This is a genomic window from Pseudomonas oplopanacis (assembly GCF_057128725.1).
Genome location: NZ_JBSKHV010000001.1, coordinates 46,365 through 63,524, shown reverse-complemented (window position 1 = coordinate 63,524; position 17,160 = coordinate 46,365). Strand labels below are relative to the sequence as shown.

Annotated in this window: 19 protein-coding genes; 9 read left to right on the top strand and 10 right to left on the bottom strand. The window is 59.1% G+C overall.

Annotated elements, in window-relative coordinates; all coding sequences use genetic code 11:
* Positions 1-31: 31 nt before the first annotated feature.
* Both ACWKV5_RS00305 and ACWKV5_RS00300 read left to right on the top strand, forming a co-directional pair.
* Complete coding sequence (locus tag ACWKV5_RS00305; RefSeq protein ID WP_483839648.1) at positions 32-340, top strand: RcnB family protein; 309 nt, start codon at positions 32-34, stop codon at positions 338-340.
* Positions 341-439: 99 nt separating this feature from the next.
* The gene (locus ACWKV5_RS00300; RefSeq protein ID WP_483839647.1) at positions 440-928 is read left to right on the top strand and encodes a hypothetical protein; all 489 of its coding nucleotides are present in this window, start codon (positions 440-442) and stop codon (positions 926-928) included.
* On the opposite strand, the gene ACWKV5_RS00295 is transcribed toward ACWKV5_RS00300, so the two are convergent.
* Positions 910-1,983 carry a diguanylate cyclase domain-containing protein gene (locus ACWKV5_RS00295; protein WP_483839646.1) on the bottom strand — a complete coding sequence of 358 codons (1,074 nt, stop codon included), beginning with the start codon at positions 1,981-1,983 and terminating at the stop codon, positions 910-912. The two genes, ACWKV5_RS00300 and ACWKV5_RS00295, sit on opposite strands and share 19 nt — an antisense overlap.
* A 157-nt stretch (positions 1,984-2,140) precedes the next feature.
* Here ACWKV5_RS00295 and ACWKV5_RS00290 point away from each other — a divergent pair, with 157 nt between their 5' ends.
* The 3 genes from ACWKV5_RS00290 (at position 2,141) to ACWKV5_RS00280 (ending at position 3,838) form a co-directional block, all read left to right on the top strand.
* The gene (locus tag ACWKV5_RS00290) at positions 2,141-2,875 is read left to right on the top strand and encodes a hypothetical protein (RefSeq protein WP_483839645.1); all 735 of its coding nucleotides are present in this window, start codon (positions 2,141-2,143) and stop codon (positions 2,873-2,875) included.
* A gap of 35 nt (positions 2,876-2,910) precedes the next feature.
* Positions 2,911-3,429, top strand: coding sequence for a hypothetical protein (locus ACWKV5_RS00285; protein WP_483839644.1), 519 nt, complete (start codon positions 2,911-2,913; stop codon positions 3,427-3,429).
* A gap of 70 nt (positions 3,430-3,499) precedes the next feature.
* Positions 3,500-3,838 carry an FKBP-type peptidyl-prolyl cis-trans isomerase gene (locus ACWKV5_RS00280; RefSeq protein ID WP_483839643.1) on the top strand — a complete coding sequence of 113 codons (339 nt, stop codon included), beginning with the start codon at positions 3,500-3,502 and terminating at the stop codon, positions 3,836-3,838.
* 8 nt (positions 3,839-3,846) lie between these two features.
* Here the strand turns inward: ACWKV5_RS00280 and ACWKV5_RS00275 are convergent, their stop codons facing one another.
* Complete coding sequence (locus ACWKV5_RS00275; RefSeq protein ID WP_483839642.1) at positions 3,847-4,149, bottom strand: pyocin S6 family toxin immunity protein; 303 nt, start codon at positions 4,147-4,149, stop codon at positions 3,847-3,849.
* A 103-nt stretch (positions 4,150-4,252) separates the two neighbouring features.
* Positions 4,253-5,284 (bottom strand): D-cysteine desulfhydrase family protein, encoded by a 1,032-nt coding sequence (locus ACWKV5_RS00270; RefSeq protein ID WP_483839641.1) that lies wholly within the window; start codon positions 5,282-5,284, stop codon positions 4,253-4,255.
* Between the two features lie 117 nt (positions 5,285-5,401).
* On the opposite strand from ACWKV5_RS00270, the gene ACWKV5_RS00265 reads away from it, so the two are divergent.
* Positions 5,402-6,265 (top strand): LysR family transcriptional regulator, encoded by an 864-nt coding sequence (locus tag ACWKV5_RS00265; protein WP_483839640.1) that lies wholly within the window; start codon positions 5,402-5,404, stop codon positions 6,263-6,265.
* Here ACWKV5_RS00265 and ACWKV5_RS00260 read toward each other — a convergent pair.
* On the bottom strand, positions 6,224-7,330 hold the full coding sequence (locus ACWKV5_RS00260) for a cytochrome P450 (RefSeq protein WP_483839639.1): 1,107 nt from the start codon (positions 7,328-7,330) through the stop codon (positions 6,224-6,226). The two genes, ACWKV5_RS00265 and ACWKV5_RS00260, sit on opposite strands and share 42 nt — an antisense overlap.
* Before the next feature lie 82 nt (positions 7,331-7,412).
* Between ACWKV5_RS00260 and ACWKV5_RS00255 the strand changes: the two genes are divergently transcribed.
* Entirely contained in the window at positions 7,413-8,168 is a 756-nt protein-coding gene (locus ACWKV5_RS00255) for an ArsR/SmtB family transcription factor (RefSeq protein ID WP_483839638.1), read from the top strand.
* A 102-nt stretch (positions 8,169-8,270) separates the two neighbouring features.
* On the opposite strand, the gene ACWKV5_RS00250 is transcribed toward ACWKV5_RS00255, so the two are convergent.
* The 5 genes from ACWKV5_RS00250 to ACWKV5_RS00230 form a co-directional block, all read right to left on the bottom strand.
* Complete coding sequence (locus ACWKV5_RS00250) at positions 8,271-9,290, bottom strand: branched-chain amino acid aminotransferase (RefSeq protein WP_483839637.1); 1,020 nt, start codon at positions 9,288-9,290, stop codon at positions 8,271-8,273.
* A 249-nt stretch (positions 9,291-9,539) separates the two neighbouring features.
* Positions 9,540-10,922 (bottom strand): dihydrolipoyl dehydrogenase, encoded by a 1,383-nt coding sequence (gene lpdA / locus ACWKV5_RS00245; RefSeq protein ID WP_483839636.1) that lies wholly within the window; start codon positions 10,920-10,922, stop codon positions 9,540-9,542.
* An 18-nt stretch (positions 10,923-10,940) separates the two neighbouring features.
* On the bottom strand, positions 10,941-12,218 hold the full coding sequence (locus ACWKV5_RS00240; protein ID WP_483839635.1) for a dihydrolipoamide acetyltransferase family protein: 1,278 nt from the start codon (positions 12,216-12,218) through the stop codon (positions 10,941-10,943).
* Positions 12,219-13,277: an alpha-ketoacid dehydrogenase subunit beta gene (locus ACWKV5_RS00235; RefSeq protein WP_123435708.1), complete on the bottom strand. Its 1,059-nt coding sequence runs from the start codon at positions 13,275-13,277 to the stop codon at positions 12,219-12,221.
* Position 13,278: 1 nt separating this feature from the next.
* The gene (locus ACWKV5_RS00230) at positions 13,279-14,514 is read right to left on the bottom strand and encodes a thiamine pyrophosphate-dependent enzyme (RefSeq protein ID WP_483839634.1); all 1,236 of its coding nucleotides are present in this window, start codon (positions 14,512-14,514) and stop codon (positions 13,279-13,281) included.
* 185 nt (positions 14,515-14,699) lie between these two features.
* On the opposite strand from ACWKV5_RS00230, the gene bkdR reads away from it, so the two are divergent.
* Positions 14,700-15,188: a Bkd operon transcriptional regulator BkdR gene (bkdR, locus tag ACWKV5_RS00225; protein ID WP_027923281.1), complete on the top strand. Its 489-nt coding sequence runs from the start codon at positions 14,700-14,702 to the stop codon at positions 15,186-15,188.
* Positions 15,189-15,209: 21 nt separating this feature from the next.
* Here bkdR and ACWKV5_RS00220 read toward each other — a convergent pair whose 3' ends face one another.
* A complete protein-coding gene (locus ACWKV5_RS00220) occupies positions 15,210-16,073 on the bottom strand; it encodes an MBL fold metallo-hydrolase (RefSeq protein WP_483839633.1) in 864 nt (287 codons plus the stop codon).
* Positions 16,074-16,236: 163 nt separating this feature from the next.
* On the opposite strand from ACWKV5_RS00220, the gene ACWKV5_RS00215 reads away from it, so the two are divergent.
* Positions 16,237-17,043: a sulfite exporter TauE/SafE family protein gene (locus ACWKV5_RS00215; protein WP_483839632.1), complete on the top strand. Its 807-nt coding sequence runs from the start codon at positions 16,237-16,239 to the stop codon at positions 17,041-17,043.
* The last annotated feature ends 117 nt before the right edge of the window (positions 17,044-17,160 follow it).

The following is a 17,160-nucleotide window of genomic DNA, read 5'->3' as shown; positions in this document are numbered from 1 at the left end:
CAGGTGCCATGACATTACTGGAGGATCACCCATGAACTGCAAAACCCTCATCGCCGCCCTGGCGATTGCCGCTGGCGTAGCCGGTATCACCCCCATCGTTCAGGCGGCCGAGTCCCCTCAGAAAACCGTGCAGCCCGGTGTCAACAACTCCCGCGAACTGGTGATCGGCGACCGCGCTCCGGACATCTACCAACGCAGCGAAAAAGCCCTCGCCAACTGGCAGGCCAAAGGCCTGAAAGCCCCGAAGGATCAGGCGCAGTGGGTGCAAATCAATGACAAGTACATGATGGTGATGATCACCAACGGGACGATTGTGGACATCACGCCGGTGGAGCGTTAGCCATCTGCAACAATTAGCCATGGATGGTTAATTGAATTCGCCAGCCGTTCCGGTGAATCTCTGCTGCGATTTCATTGACTGGATGTCAGGAGCGGCTCGTTGGAAAAGAAACCTCTCTACCGCAAGGTAAACACCCGTACTTGGGGCGTTTGGCGCAACGACATTACGGGCGCGTATCGACACCAGCGTAATACCAAGGCTGAAATTCAGAGCGATGTGTTACGGGGTTCGATGCACGGAACGCGCCGTCATGGGTTCGATTACACGCCTTTGTTTCGGTTTTTGTTGTCCCGCGTCGGTAGGCAATGGGATGAAGTTTTCAGTGAGGCGGTAGCTCGTCTTGACAGGTCCGAGCCGGTGTTCTGGATGGTTGCCCTGCATGAAAGCGAAAGGCTTGAGACGGTGTGTCTGGGGGAGTCGAGCTATTTCAGTGGCCTGTATGTGGATGACTTGGGAGTTCTGCAGATCGTTAACCCCAAACTGACGGCGCAGAACATGACGCCTTACTGTCATTGCTGCACCCACACATTCAACGGCGTACTTTTTGGCCAACGCAAGGACAGGGGAGGTCAATCAACCCGGCTGTGAATGCCCACCTGTTCGCCCAACCGATACTGATTATTGCCACTGCGCTTGGCCTCATACATCGCCAGGTCCGCAATATGAATCAGCCGGTCCATGCTCGGTGCGTGGTCGGGGTACACCGCGACACCGAGGCTGGTGCCGATGTGGCGCTGGTCGTTGCCGATGGTGATGGGCGGTGACAGTTCGACGAAGATTTTCTGGCAGATGCTGCGCGCTTCATCCTGCAGGCTGATGCCTTGGGGCAACCCTTGGAGGATCACCACGAATTCGTCACCACCGATGCGGGCGACGGTGTCGGTTGAACGCAGGATTTTCTTCAGCCGTGTGGCGGTGGTGATCAGGACACGGTCGCCGGCCGCATGACCGTAGTGATCGTTGATAGCCTTGAAACCGTTGAGGTCGACGAACACCAGCGCCACCCGTGTAGCGCCGATGCGCGCTTGTTCCAGCGCTTCGGACAACCGCTCTTCCAGCACCAGGCGATTGGGGAGGCCGGTCAACGGGTCGAAGTGAGCCAGGTGCTGGAGGTAACTGGCGGAGGCTTTTTCCTCAGTGATGTCGCGCACCACGCCCATCATCTTGATGGTGGCGTCGTGGTCGTTCTTGACCACGTTGCCGGTCTCTCGCAGCCAGTGAATGCTGCCGTCGGGCCAGACGACGCGGTATTCCTCGTCATGGTTTTCGCCGGTTTCCAGGCAGCGCAGTTCCCCGGCCCGCACGCTGGCGCGGTCTTCCGGGTGTACGCAGGCGCAAAACAGGGCGTAGGAGGGTGTCACTTCGCCGATCTTGAAGCCGAACATGCCGTAGATCGCATCCGACCAGTAGAGCTTGTCGGTGTCGACGTCCCAGTCCCAGGTGCCGATGCGGGCGAAGTATTGGCTGCGTTTGAAACGTTCGATATCGCCGTCCTGGCGCACGGACGGGCCCTCGGACAGGCTGGCAATCAGCGCACGACATTCGACCAATTGCTGTTTCAGCGAGCGCACGCGATAGATCATCGCGATGAGCAGGGCAAGCATGACTGAGCCGATGGCTGCGCTGGTCCAGGCCAGATTCATTCAGGGATAGTCATTGAGTATTAAACCGAAGGAAACGTTGGTGCTTATGTTAGTTCACCGGACTGTTTGGTCGCAGTCGCTTTCTGCCTGACGAGCGCTAGACTTTCCGTGCACGCCATCTGCTTCGTGATCGTCCGTCTGGCAGGAGATCCTCAGCATGACTCAGGTCACCCCGTCTGGCCCTACGCCCCCACCACCTGCGCCGGAGAGCTCACAGTTGTCGGCGCACTTTGGTGGGCCGACGCTGCTGTTTGCGGCTTATCTGTTTTTCTATTCGTGGCTGCATTTGTTTTATTACTTCAAAACGTTCGGCATACCGCTGGTATCGCTGGATATCTCGCTGTATTTCTATTTGGCATTTGCCTGGACGGCTGTGAAACAGTTCGGGGGCTGGATCCCTCTCATTCTGGGCGGCGGTGCCATCCTCTATGTCGCGCTTAACGGAGGCTGGTCTTCGGACCACAAGCTGTTTGCGCACTTTCTGCACAAAGTGTTATTCGCGCTTTTTTTGGTCTTGGGTCTCTGGGGCACGTCCGTCCTGGCCGAGTACCTCGGTACGTTACAGGCCCAGCAAGTCCGCGACGGCGGTGTATTGCACCCGATTCGCCTGCACTTCGACGACAAACAGGCGAAAAACTTTCCGACTGAATTGTCGACGGCGACCGTCATCAAGGATGGTGGAGTTAAAGAAGCCGTGCTGCTGATTGAAACGGACGAGACGTATTACGTGCTGGTTCAAAAGGTACTGATGAAAACCGATAAGCAGCCGCAACGTTACGACTCATTCGGCACGGTGTACCAAGTGCCGAAGAAACAGGTGATTTACGTTGAAATGGATGTGCCCAATATGCCGCGTGTGACCCGAACATTGTTTTTAGACGAGTTCCTATAGTCACCACGCGGGACTGGACTAATGGCAGGTGCGCTATGACCAGACTGACGATTGCCCTGACCCTCGCTCTGTTCGTGAGTGCGGCGCAGGGCGAACAGATATTGAAGATGCCCAACGGCGACCAGTACCTTGGCAACGAAACCGTGGACCACTCAGGCATTTTTGTTGATTGCGCAAACAAACCCCATAGTTCGGCGGACGGCAAGATCCAGCCGACGAGCCAACGGTGTAACAACAACGTCATCGTTGTCGGGGCGCCATCGTTGATTACTCGATCACCGCTAGAGGTGGTCAGCGTGGACCCTACGACTAAAAAAATCGAAGTGATGGAGGGCAATACAGTCCAAACCCTCGACTTGAAACAGTTCCCGGACCTGCATTGGTTTGATTTCACCAAAGGAGACCAGATCGGGATTGTGACCGACCAGAAAAACAGTACGGGCAAATGGATCCTTCCTGAGGCGATCTTCGGCAAGGACTTCGCGGTCGATGCGAAGCAGAAGGAAGACAAAAAAGTCGTGGAAATGTTGTCCCACCCCGATAAAGGCACCTGAATAGTTGCCATCAAGCTGATTTTCTGGGAAAACCACGCCCCTCGAATTCTGCAAACAGATAAACACCGTCATGAATAACGAACTGCAAATCATCGACCTCCAGCCAGGCGACGGCAAAGCCGCCGTCAAAGGCGCGCTGATCACCACCCAATACCGTGGCTGGCTGGAAGACGGCACCGAATTCGACTCTTCCTATAGCCGTGGCAAACCTTTTCAGTGCGTGATTGGCACTGGCCGGGTAATCAAAGGGTGGGATCAGGGCATCGTCGGCATGCAAGTCGGCGGCAAGCGCAAGCTGCTGGTGCCTGCGCATCTGGCGTATGGCGAACGTTCGATGGGCGCAATCACGCCGAATTCGAACCTGATCTTCGAGATTGAATTGCTGGAAGTACTGACGCGGGATGATTGACTGAAAACCTACCCCCGTAGCCCTATGAAAAGGTCCAACTCAGTCGGTAGCGGCTCATTGAGCGCTATTGCGATTTGTTGGACCTGCCCGGCCGTCAATAAACAGTCCCCGTCCTCGCTTTGATCAAGGTTTTCCCAGCCCAGTACACCCAGTATCACGGCTTCTGACTCGGGCGGAACGGTGAGTTCGTATTTTAGAAAGTCACCTGCCTGATCACCTTTTAAAAATCCGCTGATCCAAAAAAAATGAGCAGGGTGCCCATCGACCGACGTCAGGTTTTGAACCAAAGGTGTCTCTGCTATACGAGCCATTAGCGTTCTTCTCTCATCCTATAAAAGCGATGCGAACGCTATCTCAATGGGCGTTTGATAGATGTAGGAGAGTTCTGAATTTGCGGCTGTTATTTCAGAGGGCTCAATCCTGAAACGCCTCCCGATACGCATACAACCCCGGCGTACCCCCAGTCATCACAAACAACACATTGTCCCCGCGCTGGAAACGCCCGTCCCGGAGGTCGGCCACTAACCCGGCAAACGCCTTGCCGGAATACACCGGGTCAATCAGCAACCCTTCAGCTCGAGCCATTAAGCGCACCGCCTCCTGCATGGCCGGCGTCGGCAGGCCGTAACCGTTGCCCAACTGACTGCCGTCGATAGCGATCCCCGAAGGCTGAACAACCGCACTGCTGCCCAACAACGCCAGTACATCCTGAGTCAATTGCCGGGTTCGGGCCGCTGACGACTCTCTGTCAGACAACACCGAATACGACTTCACCAGTGAAGTCCCCCTATCCAGCAACTCAAACCCCGCCGCAAGCCCGGCGTGGGTGCCGGCGCTGCCGTTGGGCACCACGACCTGGTTGAAGGTGAGGCACAGTTCGCTTTCCTGTTGCGCGATCTCCGCCGCGCAACGCGCATAGCCAAGACTGCCCAGCGGTGTCGAGCCCCCCGTGGGAATTACCAGCACCTTGTGCCCTTCAAGCCGAAGGTGTTCGGCACGTTTCTCGGCTTCGGCCAGCGAATCGCTGCCGCCGGCCAGCACGCGAAGGGTTGCGCCGAACAACTGGTCGAGCAGGATGTTGCCGTTGAGTTCGTAGTCCACTTCCGTTTTGGGCACCGAACGGGTCAGGATCAATTCGCAGGCAATCCCGAGGCGGGCGCACACGGCAGCGGTCAGGCGCGCATGGTTGGATTGGAGGCCGCCGATGGTGATGACGGTGTCGACGCCGGTCGCCAGCGCTGCGCCGAGATGAAATTCGAGTTTGCGCAGTTTGTTGCCACCGCCGCCGATCAGCATGTGATCATCGCGCTTGAGGAACAGGCCGATGCCTTGCGCTTTCAAACCCAGTTGCTGTTCGAGGCGTTCGGCGCGCTGGATCGGTGTCGGGCCTTGCAAAAGGTCGGCCCGGGCAAAAGAACTCAGTGACGTGTCCAGTAGGGTTTGCATCAATGACGCCTCGTTGTTCAGTGTTATTACCGTGACTCTAGGGAGAAAGCCCCGGCGGATAAACGCATCGCCGGTTATTACTCCTTTAACCTGATGTATTTAATGCAAGGCATGTTCATGAGCAAACTCAGGCAAATGGAAGTCTTCGTCGCGGTGGTCGAGGCGGGCAGCTTCGCCGATGCGGCCCATGCAGTCGGCATGTCGGCGGTGATGGTCGGGCGGCATATCCAGAGCCTGGAGAAAACCCTCAACACCAAGCTGATACAGCGCACCACGCGGCGGCAATCGATCACGACCGAGGGCCGATTGTTTTATGAAGAGGCCAAGCTGGCGCTGGAACAGGTGAAGTACGCGTTTAGTCGGGTCGAAGCATCGAACCCGGAGCCCAGTGGCCTGTTGCGAATTACCGCGCCGATGAGCCTGGGCGTGTCGTTGGTCGGCCCGTTGGTGGCGGAGTTCATGCAGCTTTATCCGCAGATTCAGGTTGAGCTGATCTTGAGCAATGAAGTGGTGGATCTGTACGAAACGTCGTTCGACCTGGCTTTCAGGATTTCCGAGCTGATTGGCGTCAATCTGCTGGCCAAGCCATTGCCGCCGTATCGCATGGTGATCTGTGCATCGCCCGCTTACCTGCAGAAATGGCAGGAGCCCACGTCCCCCGAAGACCTGCATCGGCATCGGATTCTCACGCACACCTCGTGGAATAACCGGTTTGCCTGGCCGCTGCGCAACGGCGCCAGCGAGGTGCCTTGGCCTGAAAGTGCGGTGTTGAAGAGCAATGCCCAAGTTGAAGGCGTTTGTGGATTTTGTGGTGGGGCGGTTGGTGATGTAGCGAATGTGAAGACGCTTTCGCGAGCAGGCTCGCTCCCACAGGGGATTTGTGAACAACGCAGATCCAATGTGGGAGCGAGCCTGCTCGCGATGAACGATAACTCGGTCTCAAGCCTGGTCACGAAACACCGGAATCCGCCCATTCAGTGAAGGCCGATATTCCCAGGTCAGCCGCTCCAGCGCAGACCGATGCACCAGAATCTCCCGCAACGTTGCACTGGCAATCCCCAACGCCAACACTTGCCCCGGACACTGATGCCGCCCCGCGCCGAAGGTAAAACTGCGGCGCTGCGGGCGATCCACCAAAAAAACATCAGGGCTGTCATTCAGCAGTGGATCACGATTGGCCGACGCCAACAGCAGCAAAATCACATCGCCCGACTGGACATTCTCCCCCTCGATTTCACACGGTTCAGCCACAAACCGCCGAGTGTTCTGCACCGACGGATCAAAGCGCTGGGTTTCGGCAATCAAATCCTCCACCCGAGCCTCGTGCAGCAATGGATTTCTCATCACCGCCAGCAGTGCATTACCGATCAGTCCCGCAGTGGCCTCGAAAGTCTGGGAAAACAAGCCAATCAGATTGGCGGTGAGCGTTTCTTGGTCACCGCTGAAGCGCCCACGAATCCTGGCGAGCAGCGCGCTTTTGTTGTCCGGGTCATCCAGCAATTCAACGAAGTAACCCCGCAAATGTTCAGCCGCAGCCTGCGCAGCGTCGAGTTGCGCCTGGTTGCTCAGCGGCGACAGGCACGCCACGAACTCCGCCGTCAGCGCACTGATCGTCCGCCCCTGAGCCGGCGTGAACCCCAACAACGCTGCGACCACGCACACCGGCCCGCGAAACATGGCGTTGTACAAACCGTCGGCATCCGGCGTGATCAGCCGCGCAGCCACCAGTGCATTGACTTCATTCGCGTCAATCAGCCCCAGGCCCGGCTCAATCGCCGACCTCGGGCAACGCTGCCGTTCGCCTTCATTCATCCGCATCAACTGCCCGAAGACCTTGCCCGCCATGCCGCCGGCAATCGCCTTGGGCACCGGTTCTGCGGGCGGGCGAACATGGCAATCAGGATGGGCCAGTACGGCGGCAACCGCTCGGGCGCTGCTGGCCACCCACAGGTTCAGTCCCGCGTGAAAAATCAGTCCTCCTTGGGCACGCAGTTGCGCGTAATAGGGATAAGGGTCGACATGAGTCGCAGCGATGATCGGGTCCATGGGTCGCAGCCTTGTTCGGGGTGGGGAAAGTGTTGCTACTATCTCCAGTCCCAAAGACCCTTGATTCGTCCGGGAGCGAAATATGAACGCAGAACAACACGACATCGGCGTCTCTCAGGTCGCGGCCGCCATCGCGGAGCCGGCCCGGACGAAAATCCTCTGTTCGCTGATGGACGGCCACGCCCGTACCAGCACCGAGCTGGCAGCGATTGCCGAAGTCAGCGCCTCCACCGCCAGCGCACACCTGGCCAAACTCAAGGAACAGGCGCTGGTGCGGCTGCACGTGCAGGGCCGCCATCGTTATTACAGCCTGGCGGACAAGCGCGTGGCCCAGGCGCTGGAAGCGCTGATGGTGCTTGGCCAGAACAGCGCACCGGCGTACCACTCGCGCACGCCGGATCGCCTGCAATTCGCCCGCACCTGCTACGACCACATGGCCGGCACGCTGGCGGTGTTACTGCATGACCGGATGCTGGAAAAAGGCTGGTTGCTGGAAACCGATGAGCATGCATATCGGCTGAGCGACAGTGGCGAGGCACTGTTTGAAGGGCTGGGTATCGAGGTCAAGGACCTGAGCACGCTGCGCCGCCGTTTCGCCTGCCCGTGTCTGGACTGGAGCATGCGTCGGCCACATCTGGGTGGTTCGCTGGGGGCGGCGTTGCTGCAATCTGTGATCAAGCGCAAATGGGTGACGCAGGATCTGGATAGCCGGGCGCTGACGTTGACGGCGGCGGGGCGCAAGGCGTTAGGCACGCAGTTCGATCTGGTGCTGCCGTCTTCAAGCGGTACCACACTGCCTATTGATAACAAACATCAGGATATTGCTGTTACTCATTGATTCATAATAATAACTGTCAGCAGTTCAAGACGAAAAAAAGCCCGGCTATCCAATCGATAACCGGGCTTTTTTGCTTAAGCTCAAGCGTACAGTAGCGTCAGATCAAACCTTGACGATCCAGCCCGCTGGCGCTTCGACGTCGCCCGTCTGTACACCGGTCAGCTCTTTGTAGAGCTTCTGGGTAACAGGGCCGACTTCGGTTTCGCTGTGGAACACGTGCAGGTGGTCGTTGTAGCTGATGCCACCGATCGGCGTGATCACGGCCGCGGTACCGCAAGCGCCGGCTTCCTTGAAGTCGGAGAGCTTGTCGATGAGCACGTCACCTTCGATCACTTCCATGCCCAGACGCGATTTGGCCAGCTCGATCAGCGACAGGCGGGTGATGCCTGGCAGGACCGACGGCGAGTTCGGGGTGACGAACTTGTTGTCGTGGGTGATCCCGAAGAAGTTGGCCGAGCCGACTTCTTCGATCTTGGTGTGGGTCATCGGGTCCAGGTAGATGCAGTCGGCGTAGTGTGCCTTCTTGGCCTGGGAACCTGGCATCAGGCTGGCGGCGTAGTTGCCACCGACCTTGGCCGCGCCGGTGCCTTGTGGGGCTGCACGGTCGAAGCTGGAGATCAGGAAGTTGTGCGGGGTCAGGCCGCCCTTGAAGTAGGCGCCGACCGGGATGCAGAAGATCGAGAAGATGAACTCGGGGGCGGTACGCACGCCGATGTTGTCACCCACGCCGATCACGAACGGACGCAGGTACAGCGCGCCGCCGGTGCCGTAAGGCGGGATGAAACGCTCGTTGGCGCGGACCACTGCTTTACAGGCTTCGATGAACTGCTCGGTTTCCACGAACGGCATCAGCAGGCGTGCACAGCTGCGCTGCATGCGCAGGGCGTTCTGGTCCGGGCGGAACAGGTTGATCGAGCCGTCCTTGCAACGATAGGCCTTCATGCCTTCGAAGCATTGCTGGCCATAGTGAAGGGCGGTGGAGCCTTCGCTGATGTGCAGCACGTTGTCTTCGGTCAGGGTGCCTTTGTCCCACTCGCCATTGCGCCAGTACGACAAGAAACGCTTGTCTGTCTTGATGTAGTCAAAACCCAGCTTGTCCCAATTGATGCTTTCGTTACCCATGACACCCTCTATCACTGAACAACCGCCGAAACGGTTCAAGGCTTCTGACGTTTTTTGGATGGGGACAACAATACTTCATTCCGGACCCATTTCGCAGCCCGGACTATCGGATGACTGACAGATAAATTGTGTTGTCCTTGAGATTCGCGAGCAGGCTCGCTCCCACAGGGTTATGTGAACGCCACAAATCCAGTGTGGGAGCGAGCCTGCTCGCGAAGAGGCAATCACTGCCGCCATCAAATGCGCTAGTTACAGGTGCAGAGCGTGACCGAGAGCACGCAACGCCGCTTCCTGCACAGCCTCGCCCAGCGTTGGATGCGCATGGATGGTGCCGCCGATGTCTTCCAGCCGCGCGCCCATTTCCAGGCTTTGCGCGAATGCCGTGGACAGTTCGGACACCCCGACACCCACCGCTTGCCAGCCGACAATCACATGATTGTCCCGACGAGCGACCACCCGCACGAAGCCGCTTTTCGATTCCAGCGTCATCGCCCGGCCATTGGCCGCGAACGGGAAGCTTGAAACGATGCAGTCCAGGCCGGCGGCCTTGGCTTCGTCCGGGGTCTGGCCGACCACCACCAATTCCGGGTCGGTAAAGCACACGGCGGCGATGGCGGTAGGGTTGAACTCGCGAGTTTTACCGCTGATCAGTTCGGCCACCATCTCGCCCTGAGCCATGGCCCGGTGCGCGAGCATCGGTTCACCGCTCAAGTCGCCGATGGCGTACACATTGCGCATGCTGGTCTGGCAGCGATTATCAATCTTGATCGCCGAGCCATTCATGGCCAGGTTCAGCGCTTCGAGGTTCCAGCCCTGAGTGTTCGGTTTGCGGCCGACGGCTACCAATACCTGATCGGTTTCGAGGTTCAGGGTGTCGCCATCCGGAGCCAATACTTGCAGGGAGTTACTCGAAGAATCAAAGCCTTGGACGCTATGCTTCAAGTAAAGCTTCACGCCGAGTTTTTTCAGTTCGTCGTGGACCGGCTGGGTCAGCTCGGCGTCGTACGCCGGCAGGATGCGTTCCTGTGCCTCGACCACGCTGACGTCGGCGCCGAGCTTGCGATAGGCAATCCCCAGTTCCAGACCAATGTAACCGCCACCGACCACCGTCAGCCGCTTCGGCACGGAGGTCGGCGCCAAGGCTTCGGTGGAGGAGATGATCGGGCCGCCAATCGGCAGCATCGGCAGGTTCACGCTTTTCGATCCGGTCGCCAGCACCAGGTGCTCGCACTGAATGCGTGTGTCGCCGACGTCGACGGTTTTGCCGTCGACGATCTTGGCCCAGCCTTGAATGACCTGAACCTTGTTCTTCTTCAGCAATGCCGCGACGCCGGTGGTCAGGCGATCAACGATACCGTCTTTCCACTCGACGCTTTTGCTGATGTCGAGGGTGGGCGCCGAAACGCTGATGCCCAAGGCCGAATGCTGGCTGTGGTGTTGCGTTTGATGAAACTGCTCGGCGACGTGAATCAGCGCTTTCGACGGAATACAGCCGATGTTCAGGCAAGTGCCACCGAGGGATTCGCCTTCCACCAGAATGGTCGAGATGCCCAGCTGGCCGGCACGGATTGCCGTGACATAACCGCCAGGGCCGCCGCCGATGATCAATAGTGTGGTGTTCAAAGTTTGCATGCTGCTCTCCAACAAAAATCAGTCCACAAACAGGGTGGCGGGTTGTTCGAGCAGGCCACGAACGGCCTGAATGAATTGCGCCGCGTCCATGCCATCGACCACGCGGTGATCGAAGGAGCTGGAGAGGTTCATCATCTTGCGAATCACGATCTGGCCTTTGACCACCATCGGGCGTTCGACGATTTTGTTGACGCCGACGATGGCCACTTCCGGCAGGTTCAGCACCGGGGTGCTGACGATGCCGCCCAACGCACCGAGGCTGGTCAGGGTGATGCTCGAACCGGACAACTCATCGCGGGCTGCCTTGCCATTGCGTGCAGCCGTGGCCAAACGGGAGATTTCGCTGGCGTTGTCCCACAGGCTGCGGGCTTCGGCGTGACGCACCACCGGCACCATCAAGCCGATGTCGGCCTGGGTGGCGATGCCCACATGCACCGCGCCGAGGCGGGTGATGACCTGGGCTTCGTCGTCGTAACGGGCGTTGATCTGCGGGAAGTCACGCAGGGCAACGACCAGGGCACGGACCAGGAACGGCAGCAAGGTCAGCTTGCCACGGGTGGCACCGTGTTTTTCGTTCAGGTGCGCGCGCAATTCTTCGACGGCGGTGACGTCGATTTCTTCGACGTAACTGAAGTGTGCAGCACGCTGGGTGGCGTCCTGCATGCGCTGGGCGATCTTGCGGCGCATGCCGATGACCGGGATTTGTTCTTCGTCGTTACGCTGGGCGTAAGCGGAGGACACGGTCGATGCATTCGACTGACCTTGCGCCAGGTAGGCGTCGAGGTCTTCGTGCAGCACGCGACCGGCAGGGCCGCTGCCACGCACCAGACGCAATTGAATGCCGAGGTCCAGTGCGTGTTTGCGCACGGCCGGGGAGGCCAGCGGACGGTCGTCGGCCTCGCGGGCTACCATCGGACCCTGGCAAACGTCAGCTCGCGGCGCTGCGGCTGCGGCTGCGGCCGGTTTGCTTTGCGCCACGGCTTCTACTTTAGGTGCTGCAACCGGCGCTTCTTTGACTGGAGCAGGCTGCGTCGACTCTTTAACGTTCCCCGCGCCTTCCACTTCAATGCTGATCAGGATGCTGCCCACCGCCATGACTTCGCCCGGCACACCGCCCAGCGCAATCACCTTGCCGTGGACCGGCGAAGGGATGTCGACCATCGCCTTGTCGGTCATCACATCGGCCAGCACCTGATCTTCGACGACCAGGTCGCCGACCTTGACGTGCCATACCGACAATTCAACTTCTGCAATGCCTTCACCAATGTCCGGCATTTTAATAACGTGCGTGCCCATTCAGACCTCCATAACCCGATGCAAAGCCGCGCCCACTCGGGACGGACCAGGGAAATACGCCCACTCTTGTGCGTGCGGGTAGGGAGTGTCCCAACCGGTGACGCGTTCGATAGGCGCTTCCAGGTAGTGGAAGCAGTGCTCTTGCACCAGGGCGACCAGTTCGGCACCGAAGCCACACGTGCGGGTCGCTTCGTGAACGATCACGCAACGGCCGGTTTTCTTCACCGACTTGACGATGGTCTCCAGGTCCAGCGGCCACAGGCTGCGCAGGTCGATGACTTCAGCGTCGATACCGGTTTCTTCAGCAGCAACTTGCGACACGTAAACCGTGGTGCCGTAAGTCAGGATGGTCACGTCCTTGCCAGGACGGGCGATGGCAGCGACGTCCAGCGGCACGGTGTAGTAACCGTCCGGCACCTGGGCGGCCGGGTGTTTCGACCACGGGGTTACCGGGCGGTCGTGATGACCGTCGAACGGGCCGTTGTACAGGCGTTTTGGCTCGAGGAAGATCACCGGGTCATCGTTTTCGATGGAGGCAATCAGCAGGCCTTTGGCGTCGTACGGGTTGGACGGCATGACCGTGCGCAGGCCGCAGACCTGAGTGAACATCGCCTCGATGCTCTGGCTGTGGGTCTGGCCACCGTAGATGCCGCCGCCGCAAGGCATGCGCAGGGTCATCGGGGCGGTGAACTCGCCGGCCGAGCGATAACGCAGGCGGGCGGCTTCGGAAATGATCTGGTCCGACGCCGGATACACGTAGTCGGCGAACTGGATCTCGGCGACCGGGCGCAGGCCATAGGCGCCCATGCCCACGGCGGCACCGACGATTCCGCTTTCGGAGATCGGTGCGTCGAACACGCGGGAGGTGCCGTACTTGGCCTGCAGGCCTTCGGTGCAACGGAACACGCCGCCGAAGTAGCCCACGTCCTGGCCGAACACCACGACGTTGTCGTCACGCTCAAGCATCACATCCATGGCCGAGCGCAGGGCCTGGATCATGGTCATGGTGGTCGTGGTCATGGCGGTTTCCAGCTCGATATTATTGTTGTGGTCGTTCATGTCAGATCCCCAACTCTTGACGCTGGCGCTTCAAGTGCTCCGGCATCTCTTTGTAGACGTCTTCGAACATGGTCGCGGCGCTTGGAATCTGGCCGCCGGCGAGGGTGCCGTACTGTTCGGCTTCTTTCTGCGCGGCGATGACTTCGGCTTCGAGCTCGGCGCTGACGGCGGTGTGTTCCTCTTCGGACCAGTGACCGATCTTGATCAGGTGCTGCTTGAGGCGCGCAATCGGGTCGCCCAACGGGAAGTAGCTCCAGTCGTCGGCAGGACGGTACTTGGACGGATCGTCGGAGGTGGAGTGTGGACCGGCACGGTAAGTGACCCACTCGATCATGGTCGGGCCGAGGTTGCGGCGCGCACGTTCGGCGGCCCAGGCAGAGGCGGCGTAGACCGCGACGAAATCGTTGCCATCGACCCGCAGGGAGGCAATGCCGCAGCCGACGCCACGACCGGCAAACGTAGTGGCTTCACCACCGGCAATGGCCTGGAAGGTGGAGATCGCCCATTGGTTGTTCACCACGTTGAGGATCACCGGTGCACGGTAGACGTGGGCGAAGGTGAGAGCGGTGTGGAAGTCGGATTCAGCGGTGGCGCCGTCGCCGATCCAGGCCGAGGCGATTTTGGTGTCGCCCTTGATCGCCGAGGCCATGCCCCAGCCTACTGCCTGGACGAACTGGGTCGCGAGGTTGCCGGAAATGGTGAAGAAACCGGCGTCCTTGACCGAATACATGATTGGCAACTGACGACCCTTGAGCGGATCGCGCTCGTTGGACAACAGTTGGCAGATCAGGCCGACCAACGGAACGTCGCGGGCCATCAGGATGCTTTGCTGGCGGTAAGTCGGGAAACACATGTCGTCGATGTTCAAGGCCAGGGCCTGACCCGTGCCAATGGCTTCTTCGCCGAGGCTCTGCATGTAGAACGACATTTTTTTCTGACGCTGGGCGACCACCATGCGGTTGTCGTAGATCCGCGTCTTGAGCATGGCGCGCATGCCTTTACGCAGGATCTCGACCGGTACGCCTTCAGCCCACGGACCGAGGGCATTGCCCTGGTCGTCGAGCACGCGAATCAGGCCCTTGGCCAGGTCGGCGGTGTCGGCCGGTTCAACGTCGATTGGGGGTTTGCGCACCGTGCCGGCGTCGGTCAGACGCAGGTAGGAGAAGTCGGTTTTGCAGCCAGGACGGCCCGAAGGTTCGGGAACGTGCAGGTGCAGCGGTTCGTACGCTTGGTTCATGGCTTCTACGCTCGATCTTGTGAATTTCTTGTAGTGAGCTGACCGTCATTCTTCTGTGGAAGAAATCTTGTCCTACAACAATCATAGGCCCGGCGAAGAAGAATATTTATCTCTGTTTCGTTGCGCTGGCGATCATTTGAGGATAAAAAATCTGCATAAACACAAAAAACAGGTGGTTTTGTCTCATGCGCAAACTGGACCGTACCGATATCGGCATTTTGAACAGCCTTCAGGAGAACGCGCGCATCACCAACGCCGACCTCGCACGCTCGGTCAACCTGTCGCCCACGCCGTGCTTCAACCGGGTCAAGGCGATGGAAGAATTGGGCCTGATTCGCGAGCAAGTGACGCTGCTGGATGCCGACCTGCTGGGGCTGCACGTGAACGTGTTCATTCATGTGAGCCTGGAGAAACAGGTGGAAGAGGCGTTGCAGCATTTCGAGGAAGCGATCTCGGATCGCCCGGAAGTGATGGAGTGCTATTTGATGGCCGGCGACCCGGATTACTTGATTCGGGTATTGGTGCCGACCATTCAGTCGCTGGAGCGCTTCATGATGGACTTCCTCACCAAAGTCCCCGGCGTGGCGAACATCCGTTCGAGCTTCGCCCTCAAGCAGGTGCGCTACAAAACCGCACTGCCGTTGCCGGCCAATGGCTTGACCCTCTCGAGCTAACCGAAACCCCTGTGGGAGCGTTTACAGTTTGTTGATAGGGATTTTCAGGTAGGTCACGCCGTTACTCTCGGCCGGTGGCAAATTCCCGGCCCGTACATTTACCTGAATCGCTGGCAGTAACAGGTTTGGCATGCCCAACCCGGCATCGCGTCGGGTGCGCATGTCGACAAACGCCGCCTCATCAATGCCGTCATGCACGTGAATGTTGCTTTTGCGTTGTTCGCCGACGGTAGACATGCACTGGGATTCCCGGCCTTCGGGCGGGTAATCGTGGCAGACGTACAAATTCACGCTGGCCGGGAACGCCAGCAGTTTGCGAATCGAGGCAAACAGCTGATTGGCGTTGCCGCCCGGAAAATCGCAACGCGCGGTACCCACATCGGGCATGAACAGCGTGTCGCCCACCAGGATCTGCTCACCATCAATCAGGTAGGCCATGTCCGCCGGCGTGTGGCCAGGCACATGCAGGGCGGTGGCCTTGAGATTGCCGATCATGAACGACTCGTCCGGCGCGAACAGATGATCGAACTGCGAACCGTCAACGCGAAATTCCGGCTCAAGGTTGAACAGGCCTTTGAACACTCCCTGAACCTTGCTGATCGACTGCCCGATCGCGATCTTGCCACCCAGCTCGCGACGCAGATAAGGCGCGGCAGACAAGTGATCGGCATGGGCATGGGTTTCCAGTAGCCATTGCACCTGCAACTGATGTTCGCGAACAAAGGCGATGATTTTGTCGGGCTGAACAGTGCACGTTCTGCCGGCCGCAGGATCGTAGTCCAGCACCGGGTCGACGATGGCGCACTGGCCGCCATCGGCTTCGTAGATCACGTAGCTGTAGGTCGACGAGGCAGGGTCGAGGAAAGCTTCAATCAAGGCAGGCATGGTGAATATTTCTATCTGAACAAGCACTGAGGGTAGATTCATTCTCCCTGCATTGGCCAGCACCGCATCAATTCATTTGATGAAAAAATCTGCGCGGGCTCTATCCTGTCAAACATCGATACCGGGCGTTCCCGGCCTTTTTTGTGCAGATCACGAGTGCTTTATGTTGCTGGCGAGTTTTTTTGGGGTGGTCATGGGCCTGGTCCTCGGTTTGACCGGGGCGGGTGGCGGGATTCTTGCGGTACCGGCCCTGGTACTGGGGCTGGGTTTGACCATGACCCAGGCAGCGCCCGTCGCCTTGTTTGCGGTCGGGAGTGCGGCGGCGGTCGGGGCGATTGACGGCTTGCGCCATGGCTTGGTGCGGTATCGAGCGGCGATGCTGATCGCGCTGCTTGGCGCGGTGTTTTCCCCGGTGGGCATTTACTTTGCCCATCAGTTGCCGGAAAAAATCCTGATGATTCTGTTCAGCCTGCTGATGGTCATGGTCGCCTGGCGGATGCTGCGCCGTGAGCGTAAGGACGAGGGGCCAAGCGATCACGGCCACGCCAACTGGGGGCAAAAAAACTGCATGCTCGATCAGCAGACCGGGCGCTTTTCCTGGACCGCCAAATGCACCGCGACGCTGGCGGCACTCGGCGCGGTGACGGGGGTGGTGTCCGGGCTTCTGGGCGTGGGGGGTGGTTTTCTGATTGTCCCGGCGTTCAAGCAACTGACTGACGTGCAGATGCGCGGGATCATTGCCACCTCCTTGATGGTGATCAGCCTGATTTCCGCGATCGGGGTGGTCGGCGCGTTTCACGCCGGTGTGCGCATCGACAGCCTCGGCGCGAGTTTCATCGTCGCCAGCATTGTCGGCATGGTCATCGGCCGCAAGTTGTGCGCCCATGTGCCGGCGCGAGCGTTGCAAATCGGCTTCGCCAGCGTCTGCATTGTGATCGCCGCTTTCATGCTGTTCAGGGCCGGCGTCTAGGCAACAACGATGCTTGTGACCCCCAGTCGGGTCCACAGGTGTACACCTCAAGTTCCGGGCCTTGCCGACGACCGGTCTTACACCGTTGTTGCCGTAGTTGCCCGGCCACGCCAAAGC